This window comes from Sulfitobacter sp. 1A12056 (genome assembly GCF_043558125.1).
Taxonomy (GTDB): Bacteria; Pseudomonadota; Alphaproteobacteria; order Rhodobacterales; family Rhodobacteraceae; genus Sulfitobacter; species Sulfitobacter faviae.
The window spans coordinates 569,507-594,116 of the sequence record NZ_JBIFFY010000002.1 but is presented as its reverse complement, the minus strand read 5'-3'; the positions used below and the strand labels follow the sequence as shown (position 1 = coordinate 594,116).

At 62.5% G+C, this 24,610-nt stretch carries 27 protein-coding genes and 2 tRNA genes; 15 read left to right on the top strand and 14 right to left on the bottom strand.

Features of this window, described 5'->3' with window-relative positions; genetic code table 11:
* Positions 1 to 10 precede the first annotated feature (10 nt).
* The 3 genes from ACGYLD_RS07270 to ACGYLD_RS07260 are packed head-to-tail and all read right to left on the bottom strand — an operon-like array spanning position 11 to position 2,936.
* A complete protein-coding gene (locus ACGYLD_RS07270) occupies positions 11 to 379 on the bottom strand; it encodes a hypothetical protein (protein ID WP_271692829.1) in 369 nt (122 codons plus the stop codon).
* Positions 376 to 1,488 carry an FAD-binding protein gene (locus ACGYLD_RS07265; RefSeq protein WP_276153818.1) on the bottom strand — a complete coding sequence of 371 codons (1,113 nt, stop codon included), beginning with the start codon at positions 1,486 to 1,488 and terminating at the stop codon, positions 376 to 378. Before ACGYLD_RS07265 ends, ACGYLD_RS07270 begins: the two co-directional genes overlap by 4 nt.
* Positions 1,485 to 2,936 (bottom strand): FAD-linked oxidase C-terminal domain-containing protein, encoded by a 1,452-nt coding sequence (locus ACGYLD_RS07260; RefSeq protein WP_271692827.1) that lies wholly within the window; start codon positions 2,934 to 2,936, stop codon positions 1,485 to 1,487. The genes ACGYLD_RS07265 and ACGYLD_RS07260 overlap by 4 nt, the downstream gene beginning before the upstream one ends.
* A 185-nt stretch (positions 2,937 to 3,121) precedes the next feature.
* On the opposite strand from ACGYLD_RS07260, the gene ACGYLD_RS07255 reads away from it, so the two are divergent.
* Complete coding sequence (locus ACGYLD_RS07255) at positions 3,122 to 3,478, top strand: hypothetical protein (RefSeq protein WP_271692826.1); 357 nt, start codon at positions 3,122 to 3,124, stop codon at positions 3,476 to 3,478.
* 11 nt (positions 3,479 to 3,489) lie between these two features.
* Here ACGYLD_RS07255 and rlmH read toward each other — a convergent pair whose 3' ends face one another.
* The 3 genes from rlmH to ACGYLD_RS07240 all read right to left on the bottom strand — a co-directional run bounded on the left by rlmH (position 3,490) and on the right by ACGYLD_RS07240 (position 5,896).
* On the bottom strand, positions 3,490 to 3,960 hold the full coding sequence (gene rlmH / locus ACGYLD_RS07250; RefSeq protein ID WP_271692825.1) for a 23S rRNA (pseudouridine(1915)-N(3))-methyltransferase RlmH: 471 nt from the start codon (positions 3,958 to 3,960) through the stop codon (positions 3,490 to 3,492).
* 22 nt (positions 3,961 to 3,982) lie between these two features.
* Complete coding sequence (gene rsfS / locus ACGYLD_RS07245; RefSeq protein WP_067268516.1) at positions 3,983 to 4,354, bottom strand: ribosome silencing factor; 372 nt, start codon at positions 4,352 to 4,354, stop codon at positions 3,983 to 3,985.
* Between the two features lie 186 nt (positions 4,355 to 4,540).
* Positions 4,541 to 5,896 (bottom strand): mechanosensitive ion channel family protein, encoded by a 1,356-nt coding sequence (locus ACGYLD_RS07240; RefSeq protein ID WP_067268515.1) that lies wholly within the window; start codon positions 5,894 to 5,896, stop codon positions 4,541 to 4,543.
* Between the two features lie 278 nt (positions 5,897 to 6,174).
* On the opposite strand from ACGYLD_RS07240, the gene leuC reads away from it, so the two are divergent.
* Positions 6,175 to 7,581: a 3-isopropylmalate dehydratase large subunit gene (leuC, locus tag ACGYLD_RS07235; protein WP_271692824.1), complete on the top strand. Its 1,407-nt coding sequence runs from the start codon at positions 6,175 to 6,177 to the stop codon at positions 7,579 to 7,581.
* A gap of 38 nt (positions 7,582 to 7,619) precedes the next feature.
* On the opposite strand, the gene ACGYLD_RS07230 is transcribed toward leuC, so the two are convergent.
* Positions 7,620 to 7,835 carry a DUF2945 domain-containing protein gene (locus tag ACGYLD_RS07230; protein ID WP_271692823.1) on the bottom strand — a complete coding sequence of 72 codons (216 nt, stop codon included), beginning with the start codon at positions 7,833 to 7,835 and terminating at the stop codon, positions 7,620 to 7,622.
* 80 nt (positions 7,836 to 7,915) lie between these two features.
* Here ACGYLD_RS07230 and leuD point away from each other — a divergent pair, with 80 nt between their 5' ends.
* The 5 genes from leuD to ACGYLD_RS07205 all read left to right on the top strand — a co-directional run bounded on the left by leuD (position 7,916) and on the right by ACGYLD_RS07205 (position 12,060).
* Positions 7,916 to 8,521, top strand: coding sequence for a 3-isopropylmalate dehydratase small subunit (leuD, locus tag ACGYLD_RS07225; RefSeq protein WP_271692822.1), 606 nt, complete (start codon positions 7,916 to 7,918; stop codon positions 8,519 to 8,521).
* A gap of 277 nt (positions 8,522 to 8,798) precedes the next feature.
* Positions 8,799 to 9,629 carry a hypothetical protein gene (locus ACGYLD_RS07220; protein WP_271688770.1) on the top strand — a complete coding sequence of 277 codons (831 nt, stop codon included), beginning with the start codon at positions 8,799 to 8,801 and terminating at the stop codon, positions 9,627 to 9,629.
* Positions 9,512 to 10,618 (top strand): endonuclease/exonuclease/phosphatase family protein, encoded by a 1,107-nt coding sequence (locus ACGYLD_RS07215; protein WP_346428851.1) that lies wholly within the window; start codon positions 9,512 to 9,514, stop codon positions 10,616 to 10,618. Before ACGYLD_RS07220 ends, ACGYLD_RS07215 begins: the two co-directional genes overlap by 118 nt.
* A gap of 69 nt (positions 10,619 to 10,687) precedes the next feature.
* Positions 10,688 to 11,794 (top strand): 3-isopropylmalate dehydrogenase, encoded by a 1,107-nt coding sequence (gene leuB / locus ACGYLD_RS07210; protein WP_271692821.1) that lies wholly within the window; start codon positions 10,688 to 10,690, stop codon positions 11,792 to 11,794.
* Between the two features lie 189 nt (positions 11,795 to 11,983).
* A tRNA-Pro gene (locus tag ACGYLD_RS07205) sits at positions 11,984 to 12,060 on the top strand.
* Between the two features lie 50 nt (positions 12,061 to 12,110).
* On the opposite strand, the gene ACGYLD_RS07200 is transcribed toward ACGYLD_RS07205, so the two are convergent.
* Positions 12,111 to 12,869, bottom strand: a complete 759-nt coding sequence (locus ACGYLD_RS07200; protein ID WP_271692820.1) for a glutaredoxin — start codon at positions 12,867 to 12,869, stop codon at positions 12,111 to 12,113.
* 128 nt (positions 12,870 to 12,997) lie between these two features.
* Entirely contained in the window at positions 12,998 to 14,395 is a 1,398-nt protein-coding gene (locus ACGYLD_RS07195) for a sensor histidine kinase (RefSeq protein WP_394401880.1), read from the bottom strand.
* Between the two features lie 217 nt (positions 14,396 to 14,612).
* On the opposite strand from ACGYLD_RS07195, the gene queC reads away from it, so the two are divergent.
* The 5 genes from queC (at position 14,613) to ACGYLD_RS07170 (ending at position 17,716) form a co-directional block, all read left to right on the top strand.
* The gene (queC, locus tag ACGYLD_RS07190; protein ID WP_271692818.1) at positions 14,613 to 15,314 is read left to right on the top strand and encodes a 7-cyano-7-deazaguanine synthase QueC; all 702 of its coding nucleotides are present in this window, start codon (positions 14,613 to 14,615) and stop codon (positions 15,312 to 15,314) included.
* Complete coding sequence (gene queD / locus ACGYLD_RS07185; RefSeq protein WP_271692817.1) at positions 15,314 to 15,667, top strand: 6-carboxytetrahydropterin synthase QueD; 354 nt, start codon at positions 15,314 to 15,316, stop codon at positions 15,665 to 15,667. Before queC ends, queD begins: the two co-directional genes overlap by 1 nt.
* A complete protein-coding gene (gene queE / locus ACGYLD_RS07180; protein ID WP_271692816.1) occupies positions 15,664 to 16,371 on the top strand; it encodes a 7-carboxy-7-deazaguanine synthase QueE in 708 nt (235 codons plus the stop codon). Before queD ends, queE begins: the two co-directional genes overlap by 4 nt.
* Positions 16,372 to 16,385: 14 nt before the next feature.
* Complete coding sequence (queF, locus tag ACGYLD_RS07175) at positions 16,386 to 16,850, top strand: preQ(1) synthase (RefSeq protein ID WP_271692815.1); 465 nt, start codon at positions 16,386 to 16,388, stop codon at positions 16,848 to 16,850.
* A gap of 200 nt (positions 16,851 to 17,050) precedes the next feature.
* Positions 17,051 to 17,716 (top strand): L,D-transpeptidase, encoded by a 666-nt coding sequence (locus ACGYLD_RS07170; protein ID WP_271692814.1) that lies wholly within the window; start codon positions 17,051 to 17,053, stop codon positions 17,714 to 17,716.
* A gap of 45 nt (positions 17,717 to 17,761) precedes the next feature.
* On the opposite strand, the gene ACGYLD_RS07165 is transcribed toward ACGYLD_RS07170, so the two are convergent.
* From ACGYLD_RS07165 to ACGYLD_RS07150, 4 genes are all read right to left on the bottom strand, one after another.
* Positions 17,762 to 18,034 carry a hypothetical protein gene (locus tag ACGYLD_RS07165; RefSeq protein WP_067268532.1) on the bottom strand — a complete coding sequence of 91 codons (273 nt, stop codon included), beginning with the start codon at positions 18,032 to 18,034 and terminating at the stop codon, positions 17,762 to 17,764.
* Positions 18,035 to 18,314: 280 nt separating this feature from the next.
* Positions 18,315 to 18,887, bottom strand: coding sequence for an ImmA/IrrE family metallo-endopeptidase (locus ACGYLD_RS07160; RefSeq protein WP_394401873.1), 573 nt, complete (start codon positions 18,885 to 18,887; stop codon positions 18,315 to 18,317).
* A gap of 12 nt (positions 18,888 to 18,899) precedes the next feature.
* Entirely contained in the window at positions 18,900 to 19,607 is a 708-nt protein-coding gene (locus tag ACGYLD_RS07155) for a hypothetical protein (RefSeq protein WP_394401870.1), read from the bottom strand.
* Between the two features lie 425 nt (positions 19,608 to 20,032).
* Positions 20,033 to 20,109: transfer RNA gene (locus ACGYLD_RS07150), tRNA-Arg, on the bottom strand.
* A gap of 147 nt (positions 20,110 to 20,256) precedes the next feature.
* Between ACGYLD_RS07150 and ACGYLD_RS07145 the strand changes: the two genes are divergently transcribed.
* The gene (locus ACGYLD_RS07145; RefSeq protein WP_120349930.1) at positions 20,257 to 21,294 is read left to right on the top strand and encodes a LacI family DNA-binding transcriptional regulator; all 1,038 of its coding nucleotides are present in this window, start codon (positions 20,257 to 20,259) and stop codon (positions 21,292 to 21,294) included.
* On the top strand, positions 21,291 to 22,505 hold the full coding sequence (locus ACGYLD_RS07140) for a winged helix-turn-helix domain-containing protein (protein ID WP_271692799.1): 1,215 nt from the start codon (positions 21,291 to 21,293) through the stop codon (positions 22,503 to 22,505). Before ACGYLD_RS07145 ends, ACGYLD_RS07140 begins: the two co-directional genes overlap by 4 nt.
* On the opposite strand, the gene ACGYLD_RS07135 is transcribed toward ACGYLD_RS07140, so the two are convergent.
* Positions 22,502 to 23,197: an aspartate/glutamate racemase family protein gene (locus ACGYLD_RS07135; RefSeq protein WP_394401867.1), complete on the bottom strand. Its 696-nt coding sequence runs from the start codon at positions 23,195 to 23,197 to the stop codon at positions 22,502 to 22,504. The two genes, ACGYLD_RS07140 and ACGYLD_RS07135, sit on opposite strands and share 4 nt — an antisense overlap.
* Before the next feature lie 164 nt (positions 23,198 to 23,361).
* Between ACGYLD_RS07135 and ACGYLD_RS07130 the strand changes: the two genes are divergently transcribed.
* The gene (locus ACGYLD_RS07130) at positions 23,362 to 24,603 is read left to right on the top strand and encodes an NAD(P)/FAD-dependent oxidoreductase (protein WP_394401865.1); all 1,242 of its coding nucleotides are present in this window, start codon (positions 23,362 to 23,364) and stop codon (positions 24,601 to 24,603) included.
* Positions 24,604 to 24,610 lie beyond the last annotated feature (7 nt).

The window sequence follows — 24,610 nt, the reverse complement described above, 5'->3', positions numbered from 1 at the left end:
GGCTCCGTTCCTATGTGCTGCGCATCAGATTGGCGAGGACGAGACCGAACCACGGCACCGTCGTGCCCACGGCCCCCAGCACCCCGCTCCACCGGCGCATCGCCGGGCGCGGATCGGCCCGGCGCAGCGCTTGGATCACCAGCGCAATCACCCCGATCCAAGCGGCCCAGAGCGCCAAGGCGATGGCCCCCAACAGCCAAGCGCTGTCGCTCCAATAGCGCGTCAGACCATAGCGCAGGGCAAGCGCGATCAGAAAGGTCGCTAGCACCATCGCCGCCAAGGCACGGATGGCCCTAAGCGAAGGCGGCACGGCGATCAGCGCCTTGAACAGAAACGGGCCAATCAGAAAGACGATGAGGAAGACCAGCACCAAAGTCATGCGCTGAGGGCCAAGGCTTCGGCGTTAAACAGGCCACGGGGGTCGAACTTGGCCCGGAGCCCCGCCGTCAACCGCGCCACCCCCGGCGCTTCGGGTTCCTGTCGTGGCAGCGCCCCCGCCGCCTCGGCCCGCAACAAGGTCGCGTGGCCGTCATATTGCCCCAAGCGCGCGCGCAGGTCCGTGCCGGGGGCCATGCGCAGCCATAGCAGCCCCCCGGCCCAATCATAGAGCCGCACCTCCGCTCCGGCTTTTGCCGCAAGCGCCGGGGCCTCGGTCGGGCGGCAGTGCAGGCGCCAGACATCGCCCGCCGCCCCATGGAAGGGCGCCACATCTCGCAGATCCCGCCAGAGGGTCTCTGAGCTACCTTCTGCAAGCACTTCAATCTCGCCCCCCGTGGCGGCGAGCAAATCCTTCAACCGCCCGATCCGGTAGCTGACCGAGGTCTCGAACCCCTCCAACCGCAGGACCGTCCGCCCCTGCGCCGGGTCATGGGCCGCGCCGGTCACCTCGAAGGGGCTGCGCATGGCCAGCGCCATCGCGGCGATGGCAGCGGGGTCGTCCAGCCCGGACAGCACGAGCGTCGCGCTGGTTTCAGGTTTCGGGAGCACCTTTAGCGAGACTTCGGTCAACGCGCCCAAGGTGCCCTGCGACCCGGCCATCAGCTTGACCAGATCATAGCCGGTGACGTTCTTCATCACCCGGCCCCCGTTCTTGATGATGGCCCCCTGCCCATCGACGAACCGCACCCCCAAAAGAAAATCCCGCGCGGCCCCAACGGCAAGCCGCCGCGGGCCACTGACATTGGCGGCAAAGACCCCGCCGATGGTCGGCGTGCCGCTGCGGCCCATGAGCGCGCGGTGGTCCATCGGTTCAAAGGCCAGCCGCTGGCCCTCGGCGGCCAAAGCGGCTTCGATCTCGGAGACCGGCGTGCCCGCCTGCGCGACCAGCGTCAGCGCGCCCGGCTCGTAAAGGGTGATCCCCCGCAAACCGGCAAGCGACAGTGCCGCACCCGGCCCCGCCATGCCGCGCGTATCCCCGCCGCGCAGGGAGAGGGGCGCATCAGCGGCACGGATCGCCTCGGCCAGTTCCGCCTCGGAAGTCACCGTCACGCCGCCACCGATGCGCCGCTGCCGCGCCGCCCTTCCGTCACGTCGAGGGGGAAGACCTTGGCCGGGTTCAGCAGCCATGCCGGGTCGAAGACATCCTTCACCATCAATTGCGCCTCTAGATCCGCGGGGGCGTATTGCTCATGCATCAGATCGCGCTTTTCGATCCCGACCCCATGCTCCCCGGTCAGGCAACCGCCCGCTTCGACGCAGAGCCGCAGGATGTCGGCGCCAAAGGCCTCGCATTTCTCCAGATCGCCGGGTTTGTTGGCGTCAAACAGGATCAGCGGGTGCATATTGCCGTCGCCCGCATGAAAAACATTGCCGACCTTGAGGCCATAGTCATCGGACATCTCACCGATGCGGCGCAGCACCATGGGCAGCTCATTCACCGGGATGGTGCCATCGAGGCACATGTAGTCGTTGATCTGCCCCATCGCGCCAAAGGCGGACTTGCGGCCCAGCCAGATCGCGGCGCTTTCCTCGGCGCTGGTGCTTTCGCGCAGTTCCACCGGGTTGTGGCGGCGGGCAATCTCGGTGATCAGGGTCAGCTGGTGGTCGATCTCTGCGTCGGAGCCTTCGACCTCGACGATCAGCAGCGCCTCGCACATCGGGTAGCCTGCATGGGCGAAAGCCTCCGTCGCCTCGATGCAGGGGCGGTCCATGAATTCGATCGCCACGGGCAAGACGCCGGCCTTGATGATGTCGCTGACGCAGGCCCCGGCGACGGCGTTGTCGTCGAAGCCCATGAGCACGGGCCGCGCGCCTTCGGGTTTGGGCAGGATGCGCAGGGTGGCTTCGGTCACCACGCCCAACTGCCCCTCGGAGCCGCAGATCACGCCCAAAAGGTCCAGCCCGCCCGCGTCCATATAACCGCCGCCGATCTCGACCACTTCGCCGTCCATCATGACCATGGTGACGCCCAAGAGGTTGTTGGTGGTGACCCCGTATTTCAGACAATGCGCCCCGCCCGAGTTCATCGCGATATTGCCCGCGATGGCACAGGCCAACTGGCTGGAGGGGTCGGGCGCGTAGAAGAAGCCGTCTTCCTCCACCGCGCCGGTGACGCTGAGGTTGGTGCGCCCGGTCTGCACGCGCATCAGACGGTTGTCGTAATCGACCTCAAGCACCTCGGCCATGCGCGCCACCCCCAGCACCACGCTATCAGCGGTGGGCAAGGCTCCTCCGGCAAGCGAGGTGCCCGAGCCGCGCGGCACCACCGGCACGCCCTCCTCATGGCAGATTGCCAGAATGGACGAGACTTCTTCGGTACTGGCAGGCAGGGTCACGGCCAGAGGAGGGCATTTATAGGCCGTCAGCGCGTCACATTCATAGGCGCGGGTCTCATGCGCATCGTCGATCACGGCATCGCGGGGCAGCGCCGCACGCAGCCGCGCCACGACACGCGCCTTGCGCGCAATGATCCCGGCATCGGGTGTTGGCATCTGCATTGCGGTCCCTCCTCTGGCCCGCAGCATAGAACCTATGGCGCGGGCTTGGCCAGTTTGCCGCGCGCTTGGTGCAATTGCACCACTAAATTGCGGCTTCAGGGTGAATTGCACCGGGCCCAACTTCCGCCTACCTTGGAACCTTTCCGAAATGCGCTATATTCAGTTCGTTGTTTTATTGGTGTCCCATGTTCAAACGTAGCCTCATTCTCGCCTTCTTGGCCTTTGCCGCGCCGGGTTTCGCCGATCCGCCCGCCATTCTGAATGTCACGGTCGATCGACAGGGCGATTTGTGGAAGTTTGACGTCACCATCCGGCACAACGACAGTGGCTGGGACCACTATGCCGACGCTTGGCGCATTCTGGACCCCGATGGGAAACCCTTGGGCACCCGCAATCTGGCACATCCGCATGTGAAAGAGCAGCCCTTCACCCGCTCGCTTTCTGGCGTGCGCATCCCCGAAGGGATGACAGAGGTCAGCATTCAGGCGCGCGACAGCGTCAGTGGCTGGTCTTCGGAATTGGTGACGATCCCGCTGCCCTGACCTGCGCCCTTTCAGACCCGGTGATAAGGCCCGCCCGAGAGGATCGCGGCGGCGCGGTAAAGCTGTTCGGCCAGCATGACCCGCACCAGCATATGCGGCCAGACCATCTTGCCAAAAGAGAGTGCATGATCCGCCTCTGCCCGCAGGCTGGGGTCGATGCCATCGGCGGCGCCGATGACAAAGGCCAAATCCCCCCGCCCGGCGTCACGCCAATTGCCAAGCCGTTCGGCGAATGCGGGGGAGGTTTCGACCTTGCCGCGTTCATCCAAGACGCAGATCACCGCCCCTTGGGGGATCGCGCGCCGTAGCAGCACGGCTTCGGCGGCCATGCCGCCGTTCTTCTTGTCTTCCATCTCGACCACGCGCGCGGGGCCAAGGCCCAGACCGCGCCCGGTCCGGTCGAACCGGGTCAGATAATCATCGACAAGGGTTTTTTCCGGACCGGCGCGAAGCCGGCCCATGGCACAGATGTGAACCCGCATGACCTAGGCCCGCAAAGCGGGATCAGTGCGGTGCCGCTGTGGCCGCGTCGTCGCCGCCCAGCCACATCTTTTCAAGCTGGTAGAATTCACGCACTTCGGGCCGGAAGACATGCACGACAACGTCGCCTGTGTCGATCAAGACCCAGTCGCCGGTTTCACGGCCTTCCATCTTGGACGTGCGTCCGGTGGCGTCTTTGACGGCCTGCGCCAGCTTTTCCGAGATCGCCGAAACCTGCCGCGTGGAGCGGCCCGAGCAGATCACCATATAGTCGCCGATGGCTGTCTTGCCGCGCAGATCGATCTGCACGATATCTTCGGCCTTGTCGTCATTCAGCGAGGAAAGGATAAGCGCCAGCAGGTCGTCGCTGGTTGCGATTTGCGAGGCGGCAGTCATTGCAGCCCCATGGTCAGCAGCCTGCGCTGCGTCAACGTTAAGAGACAGGACATTGTCCTCCTTCGTAAATAGCACCATCAATGCTGAACGCTTGCCCCGGTGCCGAGCAGCCCCAATTTAGCGACCCGGGGTTTATTTTTCAATGGATCGCGTAGCCATAGCGTTAACCACGGCGCAAATCCCCGCTCACTCAGGCATATCCCGCGATGCCGCGGCGCGCGACAGGGCCAGTTGACTGTCTTCGATGACTTTTACCTCGCGCTGCGGGAAGGGGATGGAGATGCCGTGTTCCTTGAAAGCATCCCAAAGCGCCAGATAGACATTGCCGCGAATATTGGTCAGCCCGCCGGTCGGATCCTTGATCCAGAAGCGCAGGATGTAATCCACCGACGAATCGCCAAAGCCCACGATATGGCAAACCGGGGCCTTGTAGCTCAGCACCCGGTCGACGCCCTTGGCCGCCTCCACCGCCAGTTTGCGCACCAGATGCGGATCGTCGGAATAGGCCGTGCCGAAATAGATATCGAGCCGCACAAAGTCATTGGAGTGGGACCAGTTCACCACCTGCCCGGTGATTAGGTCCTCGTTCGGGATCAGGTATTCCTTACCGTCCCGCGTCACCACAGATGCATAGCGCGCGCCGAGCGTTTGGATCCAGCCAAAGGTCTCGCCCAGACTGATCACATCGCCGGGCTTGATCGACTTGTCGAGCAGGATGATCACGCCCGAGACGAGGTTCGACACCACCTTTTGTAGACCGAAACCGAGGCCCACGCCGATCGCACCCGACAGCACCGCAAGACCAGTCAGGTCGATCCCCACCGCCCGCACACCGATGAAGAACGCGAGCCCGTAGAGCAGGATTTGAACCCCCTTCACGGCCAGCACCTGCATGGAGGGGCTGATGTCTTCGTTCTTGCGGATCGTCGCGGCGGTGGTCGTGCTGACCAGCCGCGCCATGGTCAAAAGCGCGCCGACAACCACCAGCGCGGTCAGAATGGTCAGCACCGAGAGGCGGAATTCGCCCACAGTCAGCGCGACCCCGTCCAGAAACAGGGCCACATCATCGGCGACGTTTAGCATGTAGAGCGTGGCATAGATCCACAGCCCCCATGTCACCATGCGCCGCAAGGGACGGTTGCGCACCAGACGCGCGGCGAAAGCGATGCCCACATAGATCGCCGCCAGCGTCGCCGCCAAACCGATGAGATAGGACCGTGACGGCCAAGTCACGTTTTGCATCACCTGATAAAGCAGCCCCGCCAGCAAAGCGAACCAGATCAACCCCAATCGTCGCTTGACCTGCACCACCACGCGCAATTGCCACTTGGACCAGCCTTCGCGGGAGCGGACCCAGTTTTGCAACATCACGCCGGTGACCCGGTGCAACACCCACGCCAACGCCACCAAGGCCAGCAGGATCAGGATTTGGTTTTGCCGCCAGCCGGGGCTCAGAATGCTTTCCCCAAAGCCGAGCACCCCATCGAACAAAGCCTGAAGCGACAGCAGGAAGTTCGAAAACGGGTGGCTTTCAGGGATCATGGTCGGCCTTCGCAGCTAGGGAGGATCACGGTCGCACAGGCTGTGCGCCGGGGCAAGATGACCCGCAGCCTACCCCCTGCCTCCAAGACGATCACGACACCTTGCGAGACTCGCTCAGGCTCTATATCCCTTGCCCCATGATACTGGTGTTTGATCTTTGCGACCGTGCGCGTCTGCGCGAACGCTTTTTCGGCGCGACGCATAGCGTTCTGGCGCGACTATAAGCCACCCCTCTCAGCCACACCCATAGCCATTCCAAACCACGGGAGAGGACCATCATGTCCCCCAAGACGCTTTACGATAAAATCTGGGACGCTCATGTCGTCCACGAAGCCGATGACGGCACTTGCTTGCTTTATATCGACCGTCACCTCGTCCACGAAGTGACCAGCCCACAGGCCTTTGAAGGGCTGCGCATGTCGGGCCGCACCGTGCGCGCCCCGGACAAGACCATCGCCGTGCCGGATCACAACGTGCCGACCACCGAGGGCCGCGAAGACCCCGAAGCGATGACCGAAGACAGCCGCATTCAGGTCTCGGCCCTCGACAAGAATGCGCGCGAGTTCGGCGTGCATTACTACCCGGTGTCGGACATCCGTCAGGGCATCGTGCATATCGTGGGCCCCGAGCAAGGCTGGACCCTGCCCGGCATGACCGTCGTCTGCGGCGACAGCCACACCGCGACCCACGGCGCCTTTGGCGCACTGGCCCACGGCATCGGCACCTCCGAGGTCGAGCACGTCCTTGCCACCCAGACGCTGATCCAGCGCAAGGGCAAGAACATGAAGGTCGAGATCACCGGCAAGCTGCGCCCCGGCGTCACGGCTAAGGACATCACCCTTTCCGTCATCGGCGCCACCGGCACCGCGGGCGGCACCGGCTACGTCATCGAATACTGCGGCGAAGCGATCCGCGATCTGTCGATGGAAGGCCGCATGACCGTCTGCAACATGGCGATCGAAGGCGGCGCACGCGCGGGCCTGATCGCGCCCGACGAAAAGACCTTCGAGTATTGCAAAGGCCGCCCCCACGCCCCGAAAGGCGCACAATGGGAAGCGGCGATGGACTGGTGGAAAACACTCTTCTCCGACGAAGACGCCCATTGGGACAAGGTCGTCACGCTGAAAGGCGAAGACATCGCACCTGTCGTCACATGGGGCACCTCGCCCGAAGACGTGCTGCCAATTGACGCCACCGTGCCCGCGCCCGAAGACTTCAAAGGCGGCAAGGTCGATGCGGTGAAACGTGCGCTGGAGTATATGGACCTGAAACCGGGTCAGAAACTCACCGATATCGAGATCGACACGGTCTTCATCGGTTCCTGCACCAATGGTCGCATTGAAGACCTGCGCGCCGCTGCCGAAGTGCTGAAAGGCAAGAAGATCAAGGACGGTCTGCGTGCGATGGTCGTGCCCGGCTCGGGTCTCGTCCGCGCACAGGCCGAGGAAGAAGGGCTGGCGGATATCTTCCGCGAGGCCGGTTTCGAATGGCGTCTGGCGGGTTGCTCCATGTGTCTGGCGATGAACCCCGACCAGCTTGCCCCCGGCGAACGCTGCGCGGCCACGTCGAACCGCAACTTCGAGGGGCGTCAGGGCTATAAGGGCCGCACGCATCTCGTGTCCCCCGGCATGGCCGCAGCCGCCGCACTCACCGGTCACCTGACCGACGTGCGCGAACTGGCGTGAGCGACCGGGGCATGGATACCGGGCGGGTTGCGCAGGGTTCAGTTGGCCGTGCGCAGCTCGCTGCCGGACTTCAGCACTTCGCTGCCGTCGTCCAGTTCGATCTTATAGGCCGGTTCTTCATCGCTCGCCTTGCGGGTCACCTCGCTGCCTTGCAGCTTCAGCGTGATCTCTTGCGTGTATTTCTTGACGATCTTGCCGGTCCCGGTGCCATTGCCCCAGTCCCATTCCACTTTCGTGCCGGTTTGGTACGACATGCCATGCCCTCCTGATACCCCATTTGCCTAGAACGCGCCGGTCGGCGGCGCGGTTCCCGCACTCTCCGAAGGATACCCCGATGGAAAAGTTTACAGAAATCACCGGCACCGCGGCCCCCATGCCGCTGGTGAACATCGACACCGACATGATCATCCCCAAGGTCTTTCTCAAGACGATCAAACGCTCCGGCCTTGGCGTGAACCTGTTCGACGAAATGCGCTATGACCGCGAAGGCAACGAGATCCCCGATTTCGTGCTGAACAAACCGCAATACCGCGACGCGCAGATCCTTGTCGCGGGCGACAACTTCGGCTGTGGCTCTTCGCGCGAACACGCGCCTTGGGCGATCAAAGACTTCGGCATCCGCTGCGTCATCGCGCCCAGCTTTGCCGACATTTTTTACAACAACTGCTTCAAGAACGGCATCCTGCCCATTGCCCTGCCGCAAGAGCAGGTCGACGTGCTGATGAAAGACGCCGAAAAGGGATCGAACGCGCGAATGACCATCGATCTGGAAGGCCAGACCGTGACCACCTCAGATGGTGAGACATTCCCCTTCGAAGTGGACGCCTTCAAAAAGCACTGCCTTCTCAACGGGCTGGACGACATCGGCCTTACGCTCGAAAAAGGTGCCGCGATCGACAGCTACGAGGATTCGCTGGGCCAAAGCCGCCCTTGGGTCTAACGCCCGGCCTGCATGATCAAACTTGTGGGCGCAAACCGCGCGCCCACAAGATGTTGCCGCCTGCCATCAAACCGCCACGGAATTGATGCAAGAAGGCACCACCCCCTCCCTCAAAATACCCCAGTATCCTGCTCTTCTCTCCGCGGAGCCTTGAGGCACGTGCGGAAAGAAGGCAAAAATTGGACCAGAATGAGGCACACCCCATCAACCGGGGGCATCAAGTTGGAACAAGCACGCGGCATCGTATCGCGGCTGGCCAGTTTGAAAGGGCAGAGCAGTGATCGGACGAATGACAGGCGCGGCGACGCGTGGCCTATTGGTGGCGCTATTGATTGCCATCCCGGCGCTTCTCTTGCCGGGGGCCGATGCGGAATCCAGCCAGATCACCGTGCTGCTCGCCTGTATCGCGGCGATCCTGACCTTCATGGAATACAACGCCCGCCAGCCCGGCATCGTCGAATTCCGCGACGCCCCGCCTTTCAATCGGCTGCGCTTCATCAGCCTGCTCTTCACGATCCTCGTGTTGTCGCTTATCGCGCGGGGTCAAACGGCCCCCACCCTGCTGACCGGCGCGCTCACCGCGCTTGGCACGATACTGGGCAATGCGCTTGATTTCCCCTATTCCCCGGTGCGTCTTGTGGTGCTGATGATGCCCGCCGACGCCCCTCTCGAGGCGGTCAACCTGATCCGCACAGCGGCGGGTCTGGCCTATCTGGTCTCGCTCATCGCATTGGCGACCTTCGTGGTGCTGGTGCGCGTCATGGGCTGGCCCGCGCGCCAAGGCGCCTTCAACGTCTGGGTGAATCTGCCGCTTTTCGATCCAACCGCTGGGGGCGATGTGCTCTACCGGCTGCAACGGGACGCGCGGATCAACATCGCGCTTGGCTTCCTTCTGCCCTTCTTCATCCCCGCAGTGGTCAAGGCCACCGCCGATCTGCTAGATCCGATCTCACTGAGCAATCATCAAACCATGATCTGGACAATAAGCGCATGGGCATTCCTTCCGGCCAGTATGATCATGCGCGGCATCGCCATGGGGCGGGTGGCCGAGATGATTCACGACAAACGCCGCCGCGCCTACGCCGAAGCGCATATGCAGGCCGCCTGATCCGCTTCCTGCTGGCGCTGCTCCTGCTGACCGGCACCGCGCAGGCCGAACCGCTGCGCATTGCCACCTTCAACACCGAATTGTCGCGCAAGGGGCCGGGCCTGCTCCTGCGCGACATCCTGCGCGGGAATGACCCTGCCGTCGCCTCCGTGATCGAAACCATCGCCAGCGCCGATCCCGATATCATCGCGCTACAAGGCATCGACTACGATCTCGAACAGGCCGCCCTCAATGCCCTCGCCGATGCGCTTACCGCCGCGGGCGCGCCCTATCCCCACCGCTTCGCCGCGCCGCCCAATGCAGGCCGCCAAAGCGGCGTCGACCTCGACGGTGACGGCAAGCTCGGCACCCCCCGTGACGCCCAAGGCTATGGCCGCTTCTTCGGCCAAGGCGCCATGGCGATCCTCTCACGCCACCCGATCCAAGAGGGCGGGTTCCAAGATTTCAGTACCCTCCTTTGGCGCGACCTCCCAGATACACTCTACCCGATGATCGACGGCGCCCCCTTCGCGGGGGTGGAGGCCCAGGCCACGCAGCGCCTCTCCTCCAACGGCCACTGGTCCCTGCCGATCCAAACCCCGGAGGGCCCCGTCACGCTGCTGACCTACCACGCCACCCCGCCGGTCTTCGACGGCCCCGAAGACCGCAATGGCCGCCGCAACCATGACGAAACCATCTTCTGGCTCCACCACCTCGCCGGAAAGATCGGTACGCCCCCGTCACCCCCCTTCGTCCTGCTGGGCGACGCCAATCTCGACCCGCAGCGCGGCGACGGGCGCGGAGAAGCCATTGCCGCCCTCCTCTCCCATCCTGCGCTGCAAGACCCCCTGCCGCACCGCCCCACGGTCAACTGGCCCCAAACCGGCCCGATGCGCGTCGACTACATCCTGCCCTCCCGCCACTGGGAAACCAGTGACGCTGGCCTCATCTGGCCCAAGGGCGAAAGCGCCAGCCGCCATGCCCTCGTCTGGGTCGACCTCACCCGCTGACGCCCCCTATCTTGACCCTCCGGAACCCGCAGGCTACCCAATCTCCAACCGTATTTTCAGGAGTTTCCAATGGCCAACCCATCCTTGCTCATCCTCCCCGGCGACGGCATCGGCCCCGAGGTCATGGCGCAGGTCACGCGCATCATCGACTGGTTCGGCGAAAAGCGCGATCTGGCCTTCGATGTAGAGCATGATCTGGTCGGCGGCGCGGCCTATGACAAACACGGCACCCCGCTACATGATGACACGATGGCCCGCGCCCTCGAAGTCGACGCCGTGCTGCTGGGCGCCGTGGGCGGCCCGAAATACGACGACCTCGACTTCTCCGTGAAACCAGAACGCGGCCTGCTCCGCCTGCGCAAGGAAATGGACCTCTTCTCCAACCTGCGCCCGGCACAATGCTTTGACGCGCTTGCCGATTTCTCCTCGCTGAAAAAAGACGTGGTCGCGGGCCTCGACATCATGATCGTGCGCGAACTCACCTCCGGCGTCTATTTCGGTGAGCCGCGCGGCATCTTCGAGGAAGGCAACGAACGCGTCGGCATCAACACGCAGCGCTACACCGAAAGCGAGATCGAGCGTGTCGCCCGCTCCGCTTTTGAGCTCGCCCGCCGCCGCGGCAACAAAGTCTGCTCCATGGAGAAAGCCAACGTCATGGAAAGCGGCATCCTGTGGCGCGAAGTCACCCAACGGGTGCGCGACGCCGAATACCCGGATGTCGAACTCAGCCACATGTATGCCGACAATGGCGCCATGCAGCTCGTGCGCGCACCCAAACAGTTCGACGTGATCGTCACCGACAACCTCTTCGGCGACATCCTCAGTGACTGCGCCGCCATGCTGACCGGCAGTCTGGGCATGCTGCCCTCGGCCAGCCTTGGCGCACCCAATGCCGATGGCCGCCCAAAGGCCCTCTACGAGCCCGTCCACGGCTCCGCCCCCGACATCGCGGGCCAAGGCAAAGCCAACCCGATCGCCTGTATCCTCAGTTTCGCCATGGCGCTGCGCTACTCCTTCGACCAAGGCGAAGAAGCCGCCCGTCTGGAAAAAGCCGTCGAACGCGCGCTGGCCGATGGCGCCCGCACCCCCGACTTGATGGGCCCCGAAGGCGGCACCCCCATCACGACCGAGGGAATGGGCGACGCCATCCTCAAAGCCCTCGACGCCAGCCTATAAGAAACTAAGGCGGGGTCTCACGCCCCGCCCCTTCCCCTTCATCCTTTCTCAAATACCCTCGGGGGAGCAGCCGCAGGCTGCGGGGGCAGCGCCCCCAATTCCCCCCGCTTCCCCCAAACGCCACGCAAAATCCCTGCAACTGACCAATTGCCAAACCCGCCAAGCTGCGCTATTGCGCTCCACATCGGTCGGGCTGTAGCGCAGCCTGGTAGCGCACCTGCTTCGGGAGCAGGGGGTCGGAGGTTCGAATCCTCTCAGCCCGACCAGATACCCCCCACACCTCCCTCGGCTCAAAACTCGGGTCACTGCGAACCGCTCAGCCGTAGACCTTGAGCAGCATCCAAACCCCCATGCCCAGCATCATGACGTTCTCGGTGAGCGAGACGAACCCAAGTGGGACATTGCTCGACCCGCCGACGCAGGCGCATTTCAGCTCGCGTTTGTCGACATAGACCGCCTTGATGACCGAAACCGCGCCAATTGCGCCGATCACGATCGCCACGGGGGCCGAGAGCCAGGTCAGCGCCCCGGCGGTCATCAGAATACCCGCCAGCGCCTCCCCGAATGGATAGACCTTGCCATAGGGCACCCACCGCTGGGCCAGCAGGTCGTAGTTCAGAAACATCGTCGAAAAGCTCTCAATATCCTGCAACTTTTGAACGGCGAGGAAACACATGGAGATCGAGATGAACCACTCGAAAGCCCGAAGTGTGAAGATGTTGCCGAATGCATACCAAGAGAGTCCCAGTGCCATCAGGAAGGCCACGCCGAAAATAGCGACAACGGGCTGATAGCTGGTGTCCGATTGCTCTTCCTTGGGCTTGTCCAAACCTAAATGCACGCGCAGATCGTCGTAACCGCCGATCCGCTCCCCCTCGATGAAAGTCTGCGGCGTGGTCTCCACACCCTCTTTCGCCATGAAGGCATCGGTCTCCTCGCGGGTCGTGAGGTGGTGATCTTCGACGTGGTAGCCCTGCCGCTTCAGCAGGTCTTTGGATTTCAACCCGAAGGGACAGAGGTGCTGTTCCATCACCATCCGGTAGAGTTTCGCGGTCTTGCCCTGTCCTTCGGCCATCCTAGCCTCCTTTTGCCTTTTCGAACGACATCTCAAAGGAGGAACAAGTTTCCAGCGCAGGAGAGTTCCGCAAAGGGGTGATTTAGGTCAACCGGCAACCCGGCGCAGCACCACAGGCGCGATGCCGCTCAGGCCAGTTTGCCCAGATGCGCGGCAGGGATCGTGACGGTCCAAGTCAGGGCGTTTTCGCTGGTCACCGTTTCCGCCGCGCCATTAACCATCGCGGGGGCCAATACGGAGAGAACCTTGCTCCCGAAACCGGTGGCTTTCTTGGCAGAGGGGTCAATGGTGATGCCGGTCTCGATCCACTGGAAACGCAGCCCGCCCTTTTCGGTATGGGACCAGTGGCATTGGATATCGCCGCAGCCGTCGCTCATCACCCCGTATTTCGTGGAATTCGTCGCCAGTTCATGCAGCGCCATGCCGATCAGTTGCAACGCCTGCGGTCCCAAAGCGACAGAGGGGCCATCCACATCCACCGCCTTGGCCTGCAAATGCAGGAACGGGTCCAACTGCGCGCGCACCAGTTCGGCCAGATCCACCGAAGACCAGCCGCCATCGACCAGCAAATCGGTGGACCGGGCCAGCGCCTGAATACGGGCCCCGAAGGACTTGTTGAACTCCGCGAGAGAGGCCGCCGAACTCGCCGTTTGACGCTGCATCGCTGTGACCAGAGAAAGCATGTTCTTGGCCCGGTGGATGACCTCACGCGAGACGAGATCGCGCACCTCTTCGGCCTTGCGCGTCGCAGTCACATCATGGTGGATGTTCGAGATCGAGACGATATCCCCCGAAAGCGTCCGAATGGGCGTGCAGGCGATGGTAACATGGCGCTCGGTGCCGTCCTTGGCCACGCGCACCGCATTGAATTGGCGCAGCTTGCCGGCCATGATCTGATCGCGATACTCAAGCACCCGCGTCGGCCAATCCGGCGGATACAAAAGCTCGACCGACTGGCCCAAAGCCTCCTCTTCCGTATAGCCGTAGAGCCGCTCGGCTGCCGGATTCCAGCTGATGATGCGGCCTTCCATGTCATAGGTCAGGATCGCTTCGGCCGTGGTGGCCACGAGGGCAGCAAAGGTTTCCGCCTGCACATGGGCACGTTCGATATCGTCATGGGCCATGCGGCGCGTCGTGACATTGCGGTGCTGCAACAGCAGGCAGGGCGCGCCTTGGATCGTCAGGCGGTTGGCGTTGAGTTGAAACCAGCGCCGCACCCCCGGCCCATCGCAGGGGTATTCCCCCTCAAAGGAAGTCCCGGTTTTCATCGCTTGGCGCAGCCCCTCCAGAACCGTTTCCGCCTGCACCACGGCACCCATGGCCGCCGCTTCGCAGATGTCAAAGTAATTGGCACCGACGTAATGCGTTCCGGTATCGCCGCCGTTCTCTTCGCAAAACAGTTTCCACGCCATATTGACCGCGACAATCTTGCCGGTGGCGTCAAGAATGACCACCTCATCGGTCATCGCCTCGATCAATTCATAATGGCTGGCGTCGAGCGTGACGCTTTGGGTGCTTTTCAACATAGCCCCACCATAGCGCGAATTCGGCATTGTCTAAAGTTAACTTAGGTTTAATCGTTAAGGCCAAAGTCCTTATTTTATCGGCTTTTGGCGGAAACCCTCCTGCCTCAGCGGCGGCTGCCCGCCCGCCAACGCGTCAGGCTTGCAATCCGCGCAAATTCTGAAATAAGCCCCGCCATCCGGTCGCAGCCTACCCGGACATCAAAACAAGGGCCCCAAAATGAAAACACTTGTCATCTGCTCAGGCGGACTCGATTCCGTGTCGCTTGCGCATATCACAGCCGAGGTGCACCACCTCACCCGGCTCGTCTCCTTCGACTATGGCCAGCGTCACCGCAAAGAGGTCGATTTCGCCCGGGCGGCGGCCGAACGATTGGGCGTGCCGTTTCACCTGATCGACATGCGCGGGATCGGTGCGGCGCTATCGGGCTCCGCCCTGACCGACGATATCGACGTGCCCGATGGGCTTTACGCCGAAGACACGATGAAGATCACAGTCGTGCCGAACCGCAATGCGATCATGCTGTCGATCGGCTTTGGCATTGCCGCCGCGCAGGGGGACGAGGCCGTGGCCACTGCCGTGCATGGCGGCGATCACTTCATCTATCCCGACTGCCGCCCCGGTTTCACCCGCGCCTTCGATGCGATGCAGCAGGCCGCGCTCGACGGCTATGCCGACGTGCGGCTGCACACGCCCTTCGTCGAGCACAGCAAGGCCGAGATCGTCCGCCAAGGCGCGCAGCACGGCACTCCCTTCGCTGAGACGTGGTCCTGCTACAAGGGCGGCACGGTCCATTGCGGGCGCTGCGGCACCTGTGTCGAACGGCGCGAAGCCTTTCATCTGGCCGAGGTCACAGACCCCACAGTCTACGCCGACCCCGACTATTGGACCACGGCCCTCGCCGCACGGGAGGAAGGCTGATGTTCCGCATTCGCAAGGAATTCCACTTCTCCGCCAGCCACCAGTTGAGCCACCTGCCAGACGATCATCAATGCGCGCGGCTGCATGGGCATAATTACATCGTCGTGGTCGAACTGACCGCCGAGACACTCAATGCCGATGGTTTCGTGCGCGATTACCACGACTTGAAACCGCTCAAGACCTATATCGACGATCACTTCGACCACCGGCATCTGAACGATGTGCTGGACGGCCCCTCCACCGCCGAGAACATGGCGAAACATTTCCACGACTGGTGCGCCGCCCGCTGGCCCGAGACCTCTGCCGTGCTGGTCAGCGAGACCCCGAAAACATGGGCGGAATACCGGCCATGACCCTGCGCATTGCCGAGATTTTCGGCCCCACCATTCAGGGCGAAGGAGCGCTGATCGGGGAGCCGACAGTATTCGTTCGCGCGGGCGGCTGTGACTATCGGTGCAGCTGGTGCGACAGCCTGCATGCCGTCGACAGCCAGTACCGCCATAGCTGGACCCTCATGTCGACCGAGGACATCTGGCGCCGGATCCGCAAGCTTTCCAAAGACCAGCCGCTGACCGTCTCCCTCTCGGGCGGCAATCCGGCGATACAGGATTTCGGCCCGCTGATCCGCATGGGCAAGGCCGCGGGCTATCGCTTCGCCTGTGAGACCCAAGGCTCCATCGCGCGGCCATGGTTTGCCGATCTCGATACGCTTGTGCTCTCCCCCAAGCCGCCATCAAGCGGTGAGCGTGTCGACTGGGACGCATTCGACGCCTGCCGGACCCTCGGCGCGCAGGCGCGGCAGCAGGTGATGAAGATCGTGATCTTTGACGAGATCGACTACCATTGGGCGCGCGAAGTGCATGCCCATCACCTCGATATCCCGCTCTACCTTCAACCCGGCAACCCCGAGGTCGATCCCGCCACGCCGGTGGACCCGCAGGCGCTGGCCGACCGTTTGGGCTGGCTAACCGAGCTTGCCATGACCGATCACTGGTTCGCCCCCCGTATCCTGCCGCAACTTCATGTCCTGATCTGGGGCAACAAGCGCGGCGTCTGACCGATGGAGACCCCATGTCCGACGACATCTACAGCAATCTTAAACAGCTCGGCGGCGAAACCCGCATCCCCGCCAGCCCCGAAGAGGCCGAGCTTGAGCGGGTGCCGAACCCGCAGGCCGATGTGGCCTATAACGTGCGCTTCACCGCGCCGGAGTTCACCTCGCTTTGCCCGATGACCGGCCAGCCCGACTTTGCCCATCTGGTGATCGACTATGTGCCCGGCCCGTGGCTGGTGGAATCGAAATCGCTCAAGCTGTTTCTGACCTCCTTCCGCAATCACGGCGCCTTTCATGAGGATTGCACCATCTCCATCGCCCGCCGCTTGGCTGAATTCCTTGCCCCGCAATGGCTGCGGATCGGCGGCTATTGGTATCCGCGCGGCGGCATTCCCATCGACGTCTTCTGGCAAACCGGCCCCCTGCCCGAGGGCGTCTGGATCCCCGATCAAGGGGTGCCGCCTTACCGCGGGCGCGGCTGAGGGGTGTCATCCACCGCATCGCAGTCGGGGCGCGCAGCCACCCACGCGCGCCCCTTTCCCGGTGAAAACCGTGTGTTTTAGATCACAATCTCTTCAGCAACTGCCTTCTTCCTTGAACCTCTAGCGGAGAAAGGCCGTTAGTCTCTCATACACGCATACGACCCTGCCCCGCGCAGAGAGGTCAACCACGGAGCGACCACATGCTGACAAGACGTCATTTCATTCAGACCACCACGGCGCTATTTTCCAGCGCGATTGCCACCCCCCTGATGGCCCGCACGCGCCCAAGCGCGGCAGAGAAGGCCGCATGGGATGCCCAGGTCACCCCGGCGGGCTTTGACCCGGCGACGAGCAACCCTTGGGGCGTCCACCCGCGCTTCTTGCCGCAGCGCGTCGTGGCGAATGACAACCTGCGCGTCGGTGACATCCACGTCGATGCGGTGGCACGCTATATCTATCATATTGAAGAGGGCGGCACCGCCATGCGCTACGGCGTGGCGATCGCGCGTGGCAATCTCTATGAGCCCGGCACCTATACGATCAAGCGCAAGGCGCAATGGCCGCATTGGACGCCCACCCAAAACATGATCAAGCGCGATCCCGAGCTTTACGCGGGCCTTGAAGACGGCGTGCCGCCCGGCCCGGAAAACCCCCTCGGCTCGCGGGCACTTTACCTCTTTGAAGGGAACCGCGACACCTATCTGCGCATCCACGGCACCCCGCAGCCACAAAGCATTGGGGGCCGGGCAAGCTCAGGCTGTGTGCGGATGATCATGGCGCATATCAACCAGCTCTACCCGAATGTGCAGACCGGCTCGACGGCCTATCTCTACTCGGCGGAAGAAAGCGTTGTTGCCAGCAGCTAAGCTGGAACGAATAACGGGGGCCGTTTGGCAGCCCCCGTTTCTATGTCAGGCTTGGCGTTTGGTGCAGATCGGATTGCCACCCACCGCCCGCAGCGGCACCAGCGTCGTCTCGACCGGGCCGTTGTGCTGATACCAATAGCAGCCATCCTCCGGCAGCAACCGCGCCGTCGACAGATCTTGGTTCGGCGCGGCAAGGCTCACCACCGCCTCTGGCAGATTGCCCACACGGGCCGAGCCGCCCTGCGGCCCACTCGCCGGTACCGTACACCCGGCAACGGCCAGCAAGGCCGCCCCGATCACGAAAGTTCCTGTTTTCATCAAAGCCTCTGCCATTCCTGATTATATCTGGGGCAATCTGACAGACCGGATGGGGATTTCAAGGCACAAGGGGGTAAGGATGGTCGACAGCCCCCTACGCGCCGAATGGCGACCCCGGCAGGATTCGAACCTGCAACCTGCCCCTTAGGAGGGGTTAAGAGTAACCAGTAACTACGAAGGAAATCAACCAGTTAACTATCAATAGGATAGTTATGCACGGATTTTACACGGGCTTAGAAGTCGTATTTCCCCAAAAGATAAATGGGCCCTATCGAGAACTTCAGATGATCCTCAAGTTCATCAACCGGAACTCCATTGCTTGCTTAGATACGTTAAAATCTTTGGCCATCTCCGAGACAAACGCATCCTTTGACAATCCAACCTTGCCGCTTGGTTTACGATGCTTATCGGCGAGTACCTTTGCGTACTGCCGCACCATCTCGCTCGGCATCAGCAGTTGAGCGGCGAACTGGTTAGCCTCACGCTCTTCTGCAGAAATCTTTCCATCGCGATAGAATTGTACCGGACCATCCCGAAACTCTTCTGCCTTCTCACGATCAGTGTAAGATGGTAGCATATGCTTGAACAAGTGTCCGAGCTCATGGCTAAGGGTGAAACGTCGGCGCTGCTCACTATCTAGAGGGTTGATCCAGATATCTGCAGTCGAACGATCTTTCGACCACAATATTGTGCCAGACAAACCCATCATATCGAAGTCAAAGTCCTCACGCACAGTGACCCCTAGGAAGTCCACTAACTTATCTAAGTTGACAGGAGGCTTCTCAATCCCCGCGTCCTTAAGAAGCTCACTGGGATGGTATGGGCGATCTCTATCAAATAGTTCCTGTCTCATCTGGTCCCCGGATTAATTCGGTGCTTCTTCAAACTGTAAAGGGCCGTGGCTGCTGTCGTTATCTTTACCACATTTTTCGGCTACCGTCCGATCTATAAGCTCTTCGAGGTTTTCTCTGAACTTAGGATTTTGCATTACAAAAGATATGTTATCGACTACATCTTCGTACAATAGTGAGTGAACAGTATCTTCGATCTCTTCAATAATGTTATTCTTTTCCCCGTTTGTCTCACTCGAACTAAGCTTTTTGACGAGGCGATCAGCTGTCTTACCTAGAATATCTTGTGTAACCCACCAAGTCGCGAACGAAGCTGCTAGACCTAGCACGGTGATCAAGATAGCTGAAGCGGACAAGTAAGACTGACTGGCATCAATCGCGGCTTCCGCTGCCGCTAAAGTGGCACTTGAGGCGTCTAAGTTTCGATCTGCCACGGCAAGGACATTGGAAATCTCCATCAGCGAGTCTGTAAGTTCGCGTTTCACAGCCTCGACTTCAGACCTTAACCCATCAAGTCTAGCGACCTCCACCTCGACTTGATGCAGCTCTTCGCGCAGAGCTTCGAGCTTCTCCGTAAGTCGTAGCTGTTCACTTGATGCTGAGACTTGCCCATCTAGACCTGTACCCCGCTCCAGAGGTCTTTCACCGATGTTTGCAGTTTGACCTAATGCGAATGTGCTTAAACTCAACAAGGTGGCCAAAGATGCCAGAATTCTAATCATATTAACTATCCGTCCAACAAGGTAGAATGACTGACTCGCCTTATGGGTGAGAAGGGAGTGCCGCGATTTCTCCCTGTTGGGCCGATTGGTGTCAACGTCGACCTCTCTAACCTAAACTACGCGACTTGCCCCAAGCCCAATTTTAGCCCGGACCCTCAGAAATTAGCCTGCCGTGTTCTAGCTCGACGAGATGTGTCGTGACCGGCCCCTATGTTGGGAACCGACCATGCTCCTATTTTCGAGTGTGAATATTGGGTAGTGGATGTAATGCGAGCAGGCGGAGACTTAAGTGACTGCACGGATTTTGCACGGATTTGCACAGAATGAGCTGCGAAATCATATTAAAATGCAGCAAATTCCATTAAAAGGTCACGGCCTCACAACTGCCGGGAACGCCGTTTTATCACTACAAATCAAACCCTTACTGGCGACCCCGGCAGGATTCGAACCTGCAACCTGCCCCTTAGGAGGGGGCTGCTCTATCCAGTTGAGCCACGGGGCCGACAGGCTTGGGTTTAGCGCAAGCGTCTGGCGATGTCATCGGCAGATTGGCAACCGAATGACTGCGCCTCGCAGCAGGGCTGCGGCAATGCTTGATCGCGCCTCCCGCTTCGCGCTACCTATGGGTGAGGCAAACAGGAAAACCAAATTGACCACACCCCCCAAACGTCCGTTGACCCTGCGTGATGTGTCCGATGCTTGCGGCGTTTCCGAGATGACGGTCAGCCGCGTCCTGCGCAAACGCGGCGACGTGTCGGAGGCCACCCGCAATCGCGTTCTCGCCGCCGCCAAGGCGCTTGGCTATGTGCCCAACCAGATCGCCGGATCGCTGGCCAGCCAGCGCGTGAACCTTGTGGCGGTCGTGATCCCTTCACTGGGCAATATGGTGTTCCCCGAAGTCCTGAACGGCATCAACCAAGTGCTCGAAGACACGCCGCTGCAGCCAGTCGTGGGGGTGACGGACTACTTGCCCGAGAAGGAAGAGCGGGTGCTTTATGAGATGCTCTCATGGCGGCCCTCGGGGGTGATCATCGCGGGGTTGGAGCATTCCGACGCCACCCGCGCCATGCTGCGCAATGCGGGCATTCCGGTGGTCGAGATCATGGACACCGACGGCAAACCCGTCGATGCGATGGTGGGGATTTCGCACCGCCGCGCCGGGCGCGAGATGGCGCAGGCGATCCTGCGCGAGGGCTATGAGCGCATTGGCTTCATGGGCACGAAAATGCCCCTCGACCACCGCGCGCGCAAACGGTTCGAGGGCTTTACCGAAGGGCTCGCCAAAGCGGGGGTCGAGATCGAAGACCGGGCCTTTTACTCCGGCGGCTCCGCGCTGGCCAAGGGGCGCGAGATGACGCAAGAGATGCTCGAACGCTCGCCCGACCTTGATTTCCTCTATTACTCCAACGACATGATCGGTGCGGGCGGGCTGCTGCATCTGATCGACCAAGGCATCGACATTCCCGGTCAGATCGGCCTTGCCGGGTTCAACAACGTCGAGCTGCTGCAAGGTCTGCCGCGTCAATTAGCGACGATGGACGCTTGCCGGAACGAGATCGGTCAGGCCGCGGCGCGGATCATCCTCAACCAGACCCAGCCCGAGCCGGACCCGGAAATGCAAACCCAGATCACCCTGACGCCAACACTGTCGCTGGGCGATACCCTCCGCCGCCGCCGTCAGGGGTGAGCCGTCCAAGGCTCGGCAATGCCGCCGCGCGGCGGTTGTTTCTGGCGCGTCACCTGCTGTCGGACCCGCCGCAGGGCCCGGCCAAGGGTGCGGCGTTGCTCAAGCTGATTCATGATCTGGGCTTTGTGCAACTCGACAGCATCAACACGGTGGCGCGGGCGCATGATCTGATCCTGTTCGCCCGCCGTCCGCGCTATCGCCCCGCTGCGCTCAAGCGGCTTTATGAAAAAGACCGGGCGCTGTTTGAGCATTGGACCCATGACGCCGCCGTCATCCCGATGGAATTCTACCCGCAATGGCATCTGCGCCGAACCCGCGATGCGGCCAAGCTGCTGGGCCGCTGGAAGGATTGGCAGCGGCACGACTTCGAAACACAGATGCAAAACGTGCTCGCGCAGGTCCGGGCCGAGGGCAGTGTCACCTCATCCGACGTGGGCCGCGACGAGCCGCGCAGCAGCGGGGGCTGGTGGCAATGGCATCCGTCGAAAACCGCGCTGGAGTATCTGTGGCGCAGCGGCGCGCTGGCTGTGACCGGGCGCGAGGGGTTTCGCAAGTGCTATGACCTGACCGAGCGGGTGGTCCCCGCCGCGCTGCGCGACCCGGCGCATGCCCCCGACATAGAGCAGACGATCGACTGGTGCTGCGATCAGGCGCTGGCGCGCTTGGGTTTTGCCACGGCAGGGGAATTGGCCGCCTTCTGGGCCCATATCTCCCCCGCCGAGGCGCGCGGCTGGTGCGCGGCAGAACAAGCCGCGGGGCGGCTGGAGGAGATCGACATTGAGGCCGCCGACGGCAGCCTGCGCCCCGCCTTTGCCCGCCCCGGCTGGGCCGATGACCCCGCCCTGACCCGCGAACCGCCCAAACGGCTCCGGGTGCTTAGCCCCTTCGACCCCGCCCTGCGCGACCGCAAACGCGCCGCCCGGCTTTTCGGTTTCGACTACCGGATCGAGGTCTTCGTGCCCGACGCGCAGCGCGAATACGGCTATTATGTCTTTCCGCTGCTACAGGGCGACAGGCTGGTGGGACGGGTCGATATGAAGGCGCATCGCGATCTGGACGTCTTGCGCGTCACCGCGCTCTGGCCCGAACGCGGGGTTCGCTGGGGCAAGGGGCGGCAAGCGGCCTTCGAGGCAGAGTTGCAACGCCTCCTCCCGCTGGCCGGGGTGCGCCAGGTCAGCTTCACCGACGGTTGGCTGCGCGTGCCGCATTAGTCGAAACGGGGTGGCAGCAGCCCTGCGTGAAACCAGTTGAGATAGCTGTGGATCGAATGCACGGGCCGCCCGGTCGCCGCCGCGATGTCGGAGGCATATGGCACCATATTCGTGCATTCCAAAAGGATCGCGCCGACATCCGCGTGGGCCTCCACCAACCGCTGCGCTGCCTGCACCATCTCGGCCCGCGCCTGCGCCACGTCGAGGTCGGGCAGATTGCCGAGGATCGTTCGGGCGAAGCCGCTGCCCTCCATCCCCACCACCGGGCTGCCCTCGGGCACCCCCGCCTTGCGCAGATGGGCGGGCGAAAGCGTTGCGGCGGAGATCGTCAAGATGCCCACCCTTTGCCCCGGCGGCAGGCAGGCGGCGATCTGCCCCGCCTGCTCCAACGCCGAGGCAGCAACAGGCACGCCCAGCGCTTCGGCGAGGCGAGGCCGGATCAGCGCCAAGAACCCGCAGGTGGTGGCAATGCCGGTGCAGCCTTCGGCGATCAAGTCGCGCCCCGCGGCGATGAAAGCCTGCACGAAGGGCTCGATATCGTCGCACACAATCGCTTCGGGCGTGGCCCCCGGCACCACGGCGTAGCGCACCGGGAAATCCCAGCTGCCCGCATGGCCGACATCCCCCAGAATGCGCGGAAACCGCGTGTCCAGCATGAGTATTCCCAGCCGCGCGCCCGTCTCGTTTGTCATATGCCCTCCGTTTGGGCGCAGGGTGCCTTTGCGGGCAGGGCGAGACAAGCGAAACCCTAACGATGACATTTTATCAGCATTTTGTTGACGTGGTGATTTTTTGTGTAAAAGATGCCCTAAAGGAAACAAGCCATGACCCAACGCGAAATCGAAAGCCGCCACCCATGAGCCAGCATGTCGTCGTTATCGGCGCCGGGATTGTCGGCGTCTCTGCTGCGATCTGGCTGCGCCGGGCCGGGGCGGAGGTGACACTGGTCGACCGGGCCGAGCCGGGGCGCGGCACCTCGCATGGCAATGGTGGCGTGCTGGCGGCGGCGGGCGTCGCGCCGGTGACCGGGCCGGGCCTGCTGCGCAAATCGCCGGGGATGCTGCGCGACCCCGAGTTTCCGCTGTTCCTGCGCTGGCCCTATCTGCCCCGCCTACTGCCATGGCTGCGCCGCTACATGGCCCACGCCAATGACCACGATACCCGCCGCATCTCTGCCGGGTTGGCTCCCATCGTGAGCGACAGCGTGGCGCAGCACAAAGCCCTCTGCGCCGATCTGGGGCTGGAGGACTGGGTCCGCGACAGCGACTACTGCTTTGCCTATACCAACCGCGCGGCCTTTGAGGCTGAAGCCTACACTTGGGCGCTGCGCCGCGAGGCGGGTTTCGAGCCGGAAATCATCGAAGGCGGCGCGGTCAGGGAATTCGACCCGGCCTATGGCCCGCAGATCACCTGCATCGCACGGCTGGCCGACCACGGCTTCATCGCCGACCCCGGCGGCTATGTCCGGGCTTTGGCCAAAGCCTTCGAGGGGATGGGCGGCACCATCCGACAGGCCGAGGTGCAGGACGTGGCGATCACCGACGAGGAGGTCACTTCGGTCCTCACCGATCAAGGCCCCCTGCCCTGCGATGACGTGCTGCTGGCCACAGGCGTCTGGTCGAAACCGCTCATGCGCAAACTGGGGATCAACGTGCCGCTGGAATCCGAACGCGGCTACCACATCGTCTTCAAGGATGCCGAAGGCGGCCCATCGCGCCCCACCATGATGGCGGCGGGCAAATTTGTCGCCACGCCCATGGCCGAAGGGCTGCGCTGTGCCGGGATCGTCGAGTTCGGCGGGTTAGAAGCGGGCGCGTCCAAAGCCCCACTGGCGCTGCTGCGCCGTCAGGCCAAGGCCGCCTTTCCACATCTCACCGCCACGGAAGAGATCGAATGGCTGGGGCACCGACCCGCCCCCAGCGACTCGCTGCCCCTGATCGGGCAGATCGGGACGAGCCGGGTCTACACTGCCTTCGGGCACCATCACATCGGGTTGACGGGCGGGCCGAAAACGGGCCGACTGATCGCCGGATTGATCACGGGGCAGACGCCAAACACGGATCTGACCCCGTATCACCCCCAACGCTTCGACGGATGACGCCAAG

Excerpts from the sequence above, each read along its gene's own strand:
- ACGYLD_RS07270 (WP_271692829.1), bottom strand. The coding sequence starts at position 379 with ATGACTTTGGTGCTGGTCTTCCTCATCGTCTTTCTGATTGGCCCGTTT.
- ACGYLD_RS07260 (WP_271692827.1), bottom strand. The coding sequence starts at position 2,936 with ATGCAGATGCCAACACCCGATGCCGGGATCATTGCGCGCAAGGCGCGT.
- ACGYLD_RS07255 (WP_271692826.1), top strand. The coding sequence starts at position 3,122 with ATGTTCAAACGTAGCCTCATTCTCGCCTTCTTGGCCTTTGCCGCGCCG.
- rlmH (WP_271692825.1), bottom strand. The coding sequence starts at position 3,960 with ATGCGGGTTCACATCTGTGCCATGGGCCGGCTTCGCGCCGGTCCGGAA.
- rsfS (WP_067268516.1), bottom strand. The coding sequence starts at position 4,354 with ATGACTGCCGCCTCGCAAATCGCAACCAGCGACGACCTGCTGGCGCTT.
- ACGYLD_RS07240 (WP_067268515.1), bottom strand. The coding sequence starts at position 5,896 with ATGATCCCTGAAAGCCACCCGTTTTCGAACTTCCTGCTGTCGCTTCAG.
- leuC (WP_271692824.1), top strand. The coding sequence starts at position 6,175 with ATGTCCCCCAAGACGCTTTACGATAAAATCTGGGACGCTCATGTCGTC.
- ACGYLD_RS07230 (WP_271692823.1), bottom strand. The coding sequence starts at position 7,835 with ATGTCGTACCAAACCGGCACGAAAGTGGAATGGGACTGGGGCAATGGC.
- leuD (WP_271692822.1), top strand. The coding sequence starts at position 7,916 with ATGGAAAAGTTTACAGAAATCACCGGCACCGCGGCCCCCATGCCGCTG.
- ACGYLD_RS07215 (WP_346428851.1), top strand. The coding sequence starts at position 9,512 with ATGGGCATTCCTTCCGGCCAGTATGATCATGCGCGGCATCGCCATGGG.
- leuB (WP_271692821.1), top strand. The coding sequence starts at position 10,688 with ATGGCCAACCCATCCTTGCTCATCCTCCCCGGCGACGGCATCGGCCCC.
- ACGYLD_RS07200 (WP_271692820.1), bottom strand. The coding sequence starts at position 12,869 with ATGGCCGAAGGACAGGGCAAGACCGCGAAACTCTACCGGATGGTGATG.
- ACGYLD_RS07195 (WP_394401880.1), bottom strand. The coding sequence starts at position 14,395 with ATGTTGAAAAGCACCCAAAGCGTCACGCTCGACGCCAGCCATTATGAA.
- queC (WP_271692818.1), top strand. The coding sequence starts at position 14,613 with ATGAAAACACTTGTCATCTGCTCAGGCGGACTCGATTCCGTGTCGCTT.
- queD (WP_271692817.1), top strand. The coding sequence starts at position 15,314 with ATGTTCCGCATTCGCAAGGAATTCCACTTCTCCGCCAGCCACCAGTTG.
- queE (WP_271692816.1), top strand. The coding sequence starts at position 15,664 with ATGACCCTGCGCATTGCCGAGATTTTCGGCCCCACCATTCAGGGCGAA.
- queF (WP_271692815.1), top strand. The coding sequence starts at position 16,386 with ATGTCCGACGACATCTACAGCAATCTTAAACAGCTCGGCGGCGAAACC.
- ACGYLD_RS07170 (WP_271692814.1), top strand. The coding sequence starts at position 17,051 with ATGCTGACAAGACGTCATTTCATTCAGACCACCACGGCGCTATTTTCC.
- ACGYLD_RS07165 (WP_067268532.1), bottom strand. The coding sequence starts at position 18,034 with ATGAAAACAGGAACTTTCGTGATCGGGGCGGCCTTGCTGGCCGTTGCC.
- ACGYLD_RS07160 (WP_394401873.1), bottom strand. The coding sequence starts at position 18,887 with ATGAGACAGGAACTATTTGATAGAGATCGCCCATACCATCCCAGTGAG.
- ACGYLD_RS07155 (WP_394401870.1), bottom strand. The coding sequence starts at position 19,607 with ATGATTAGAATTCTGGCATCTTTGGCCACCTTGTTGAGTTTAAGCACA.
- ACGYLD_RS07135 (WP_394401867.1), bottom strand. The coding sequence starts at position 23,197 with ATGACAAACGAGACGGGCGCGCGGCTGGGAATACTCATGCTGGACACG.
- ACGYLD_RS07130 (WP_394401865.1), top strand. The coding sequence starts at position 23,362 with ATGAGCCAGCATGTCGTCGTTATCGGCGCCGGGATTGTCGGCGTCTCT.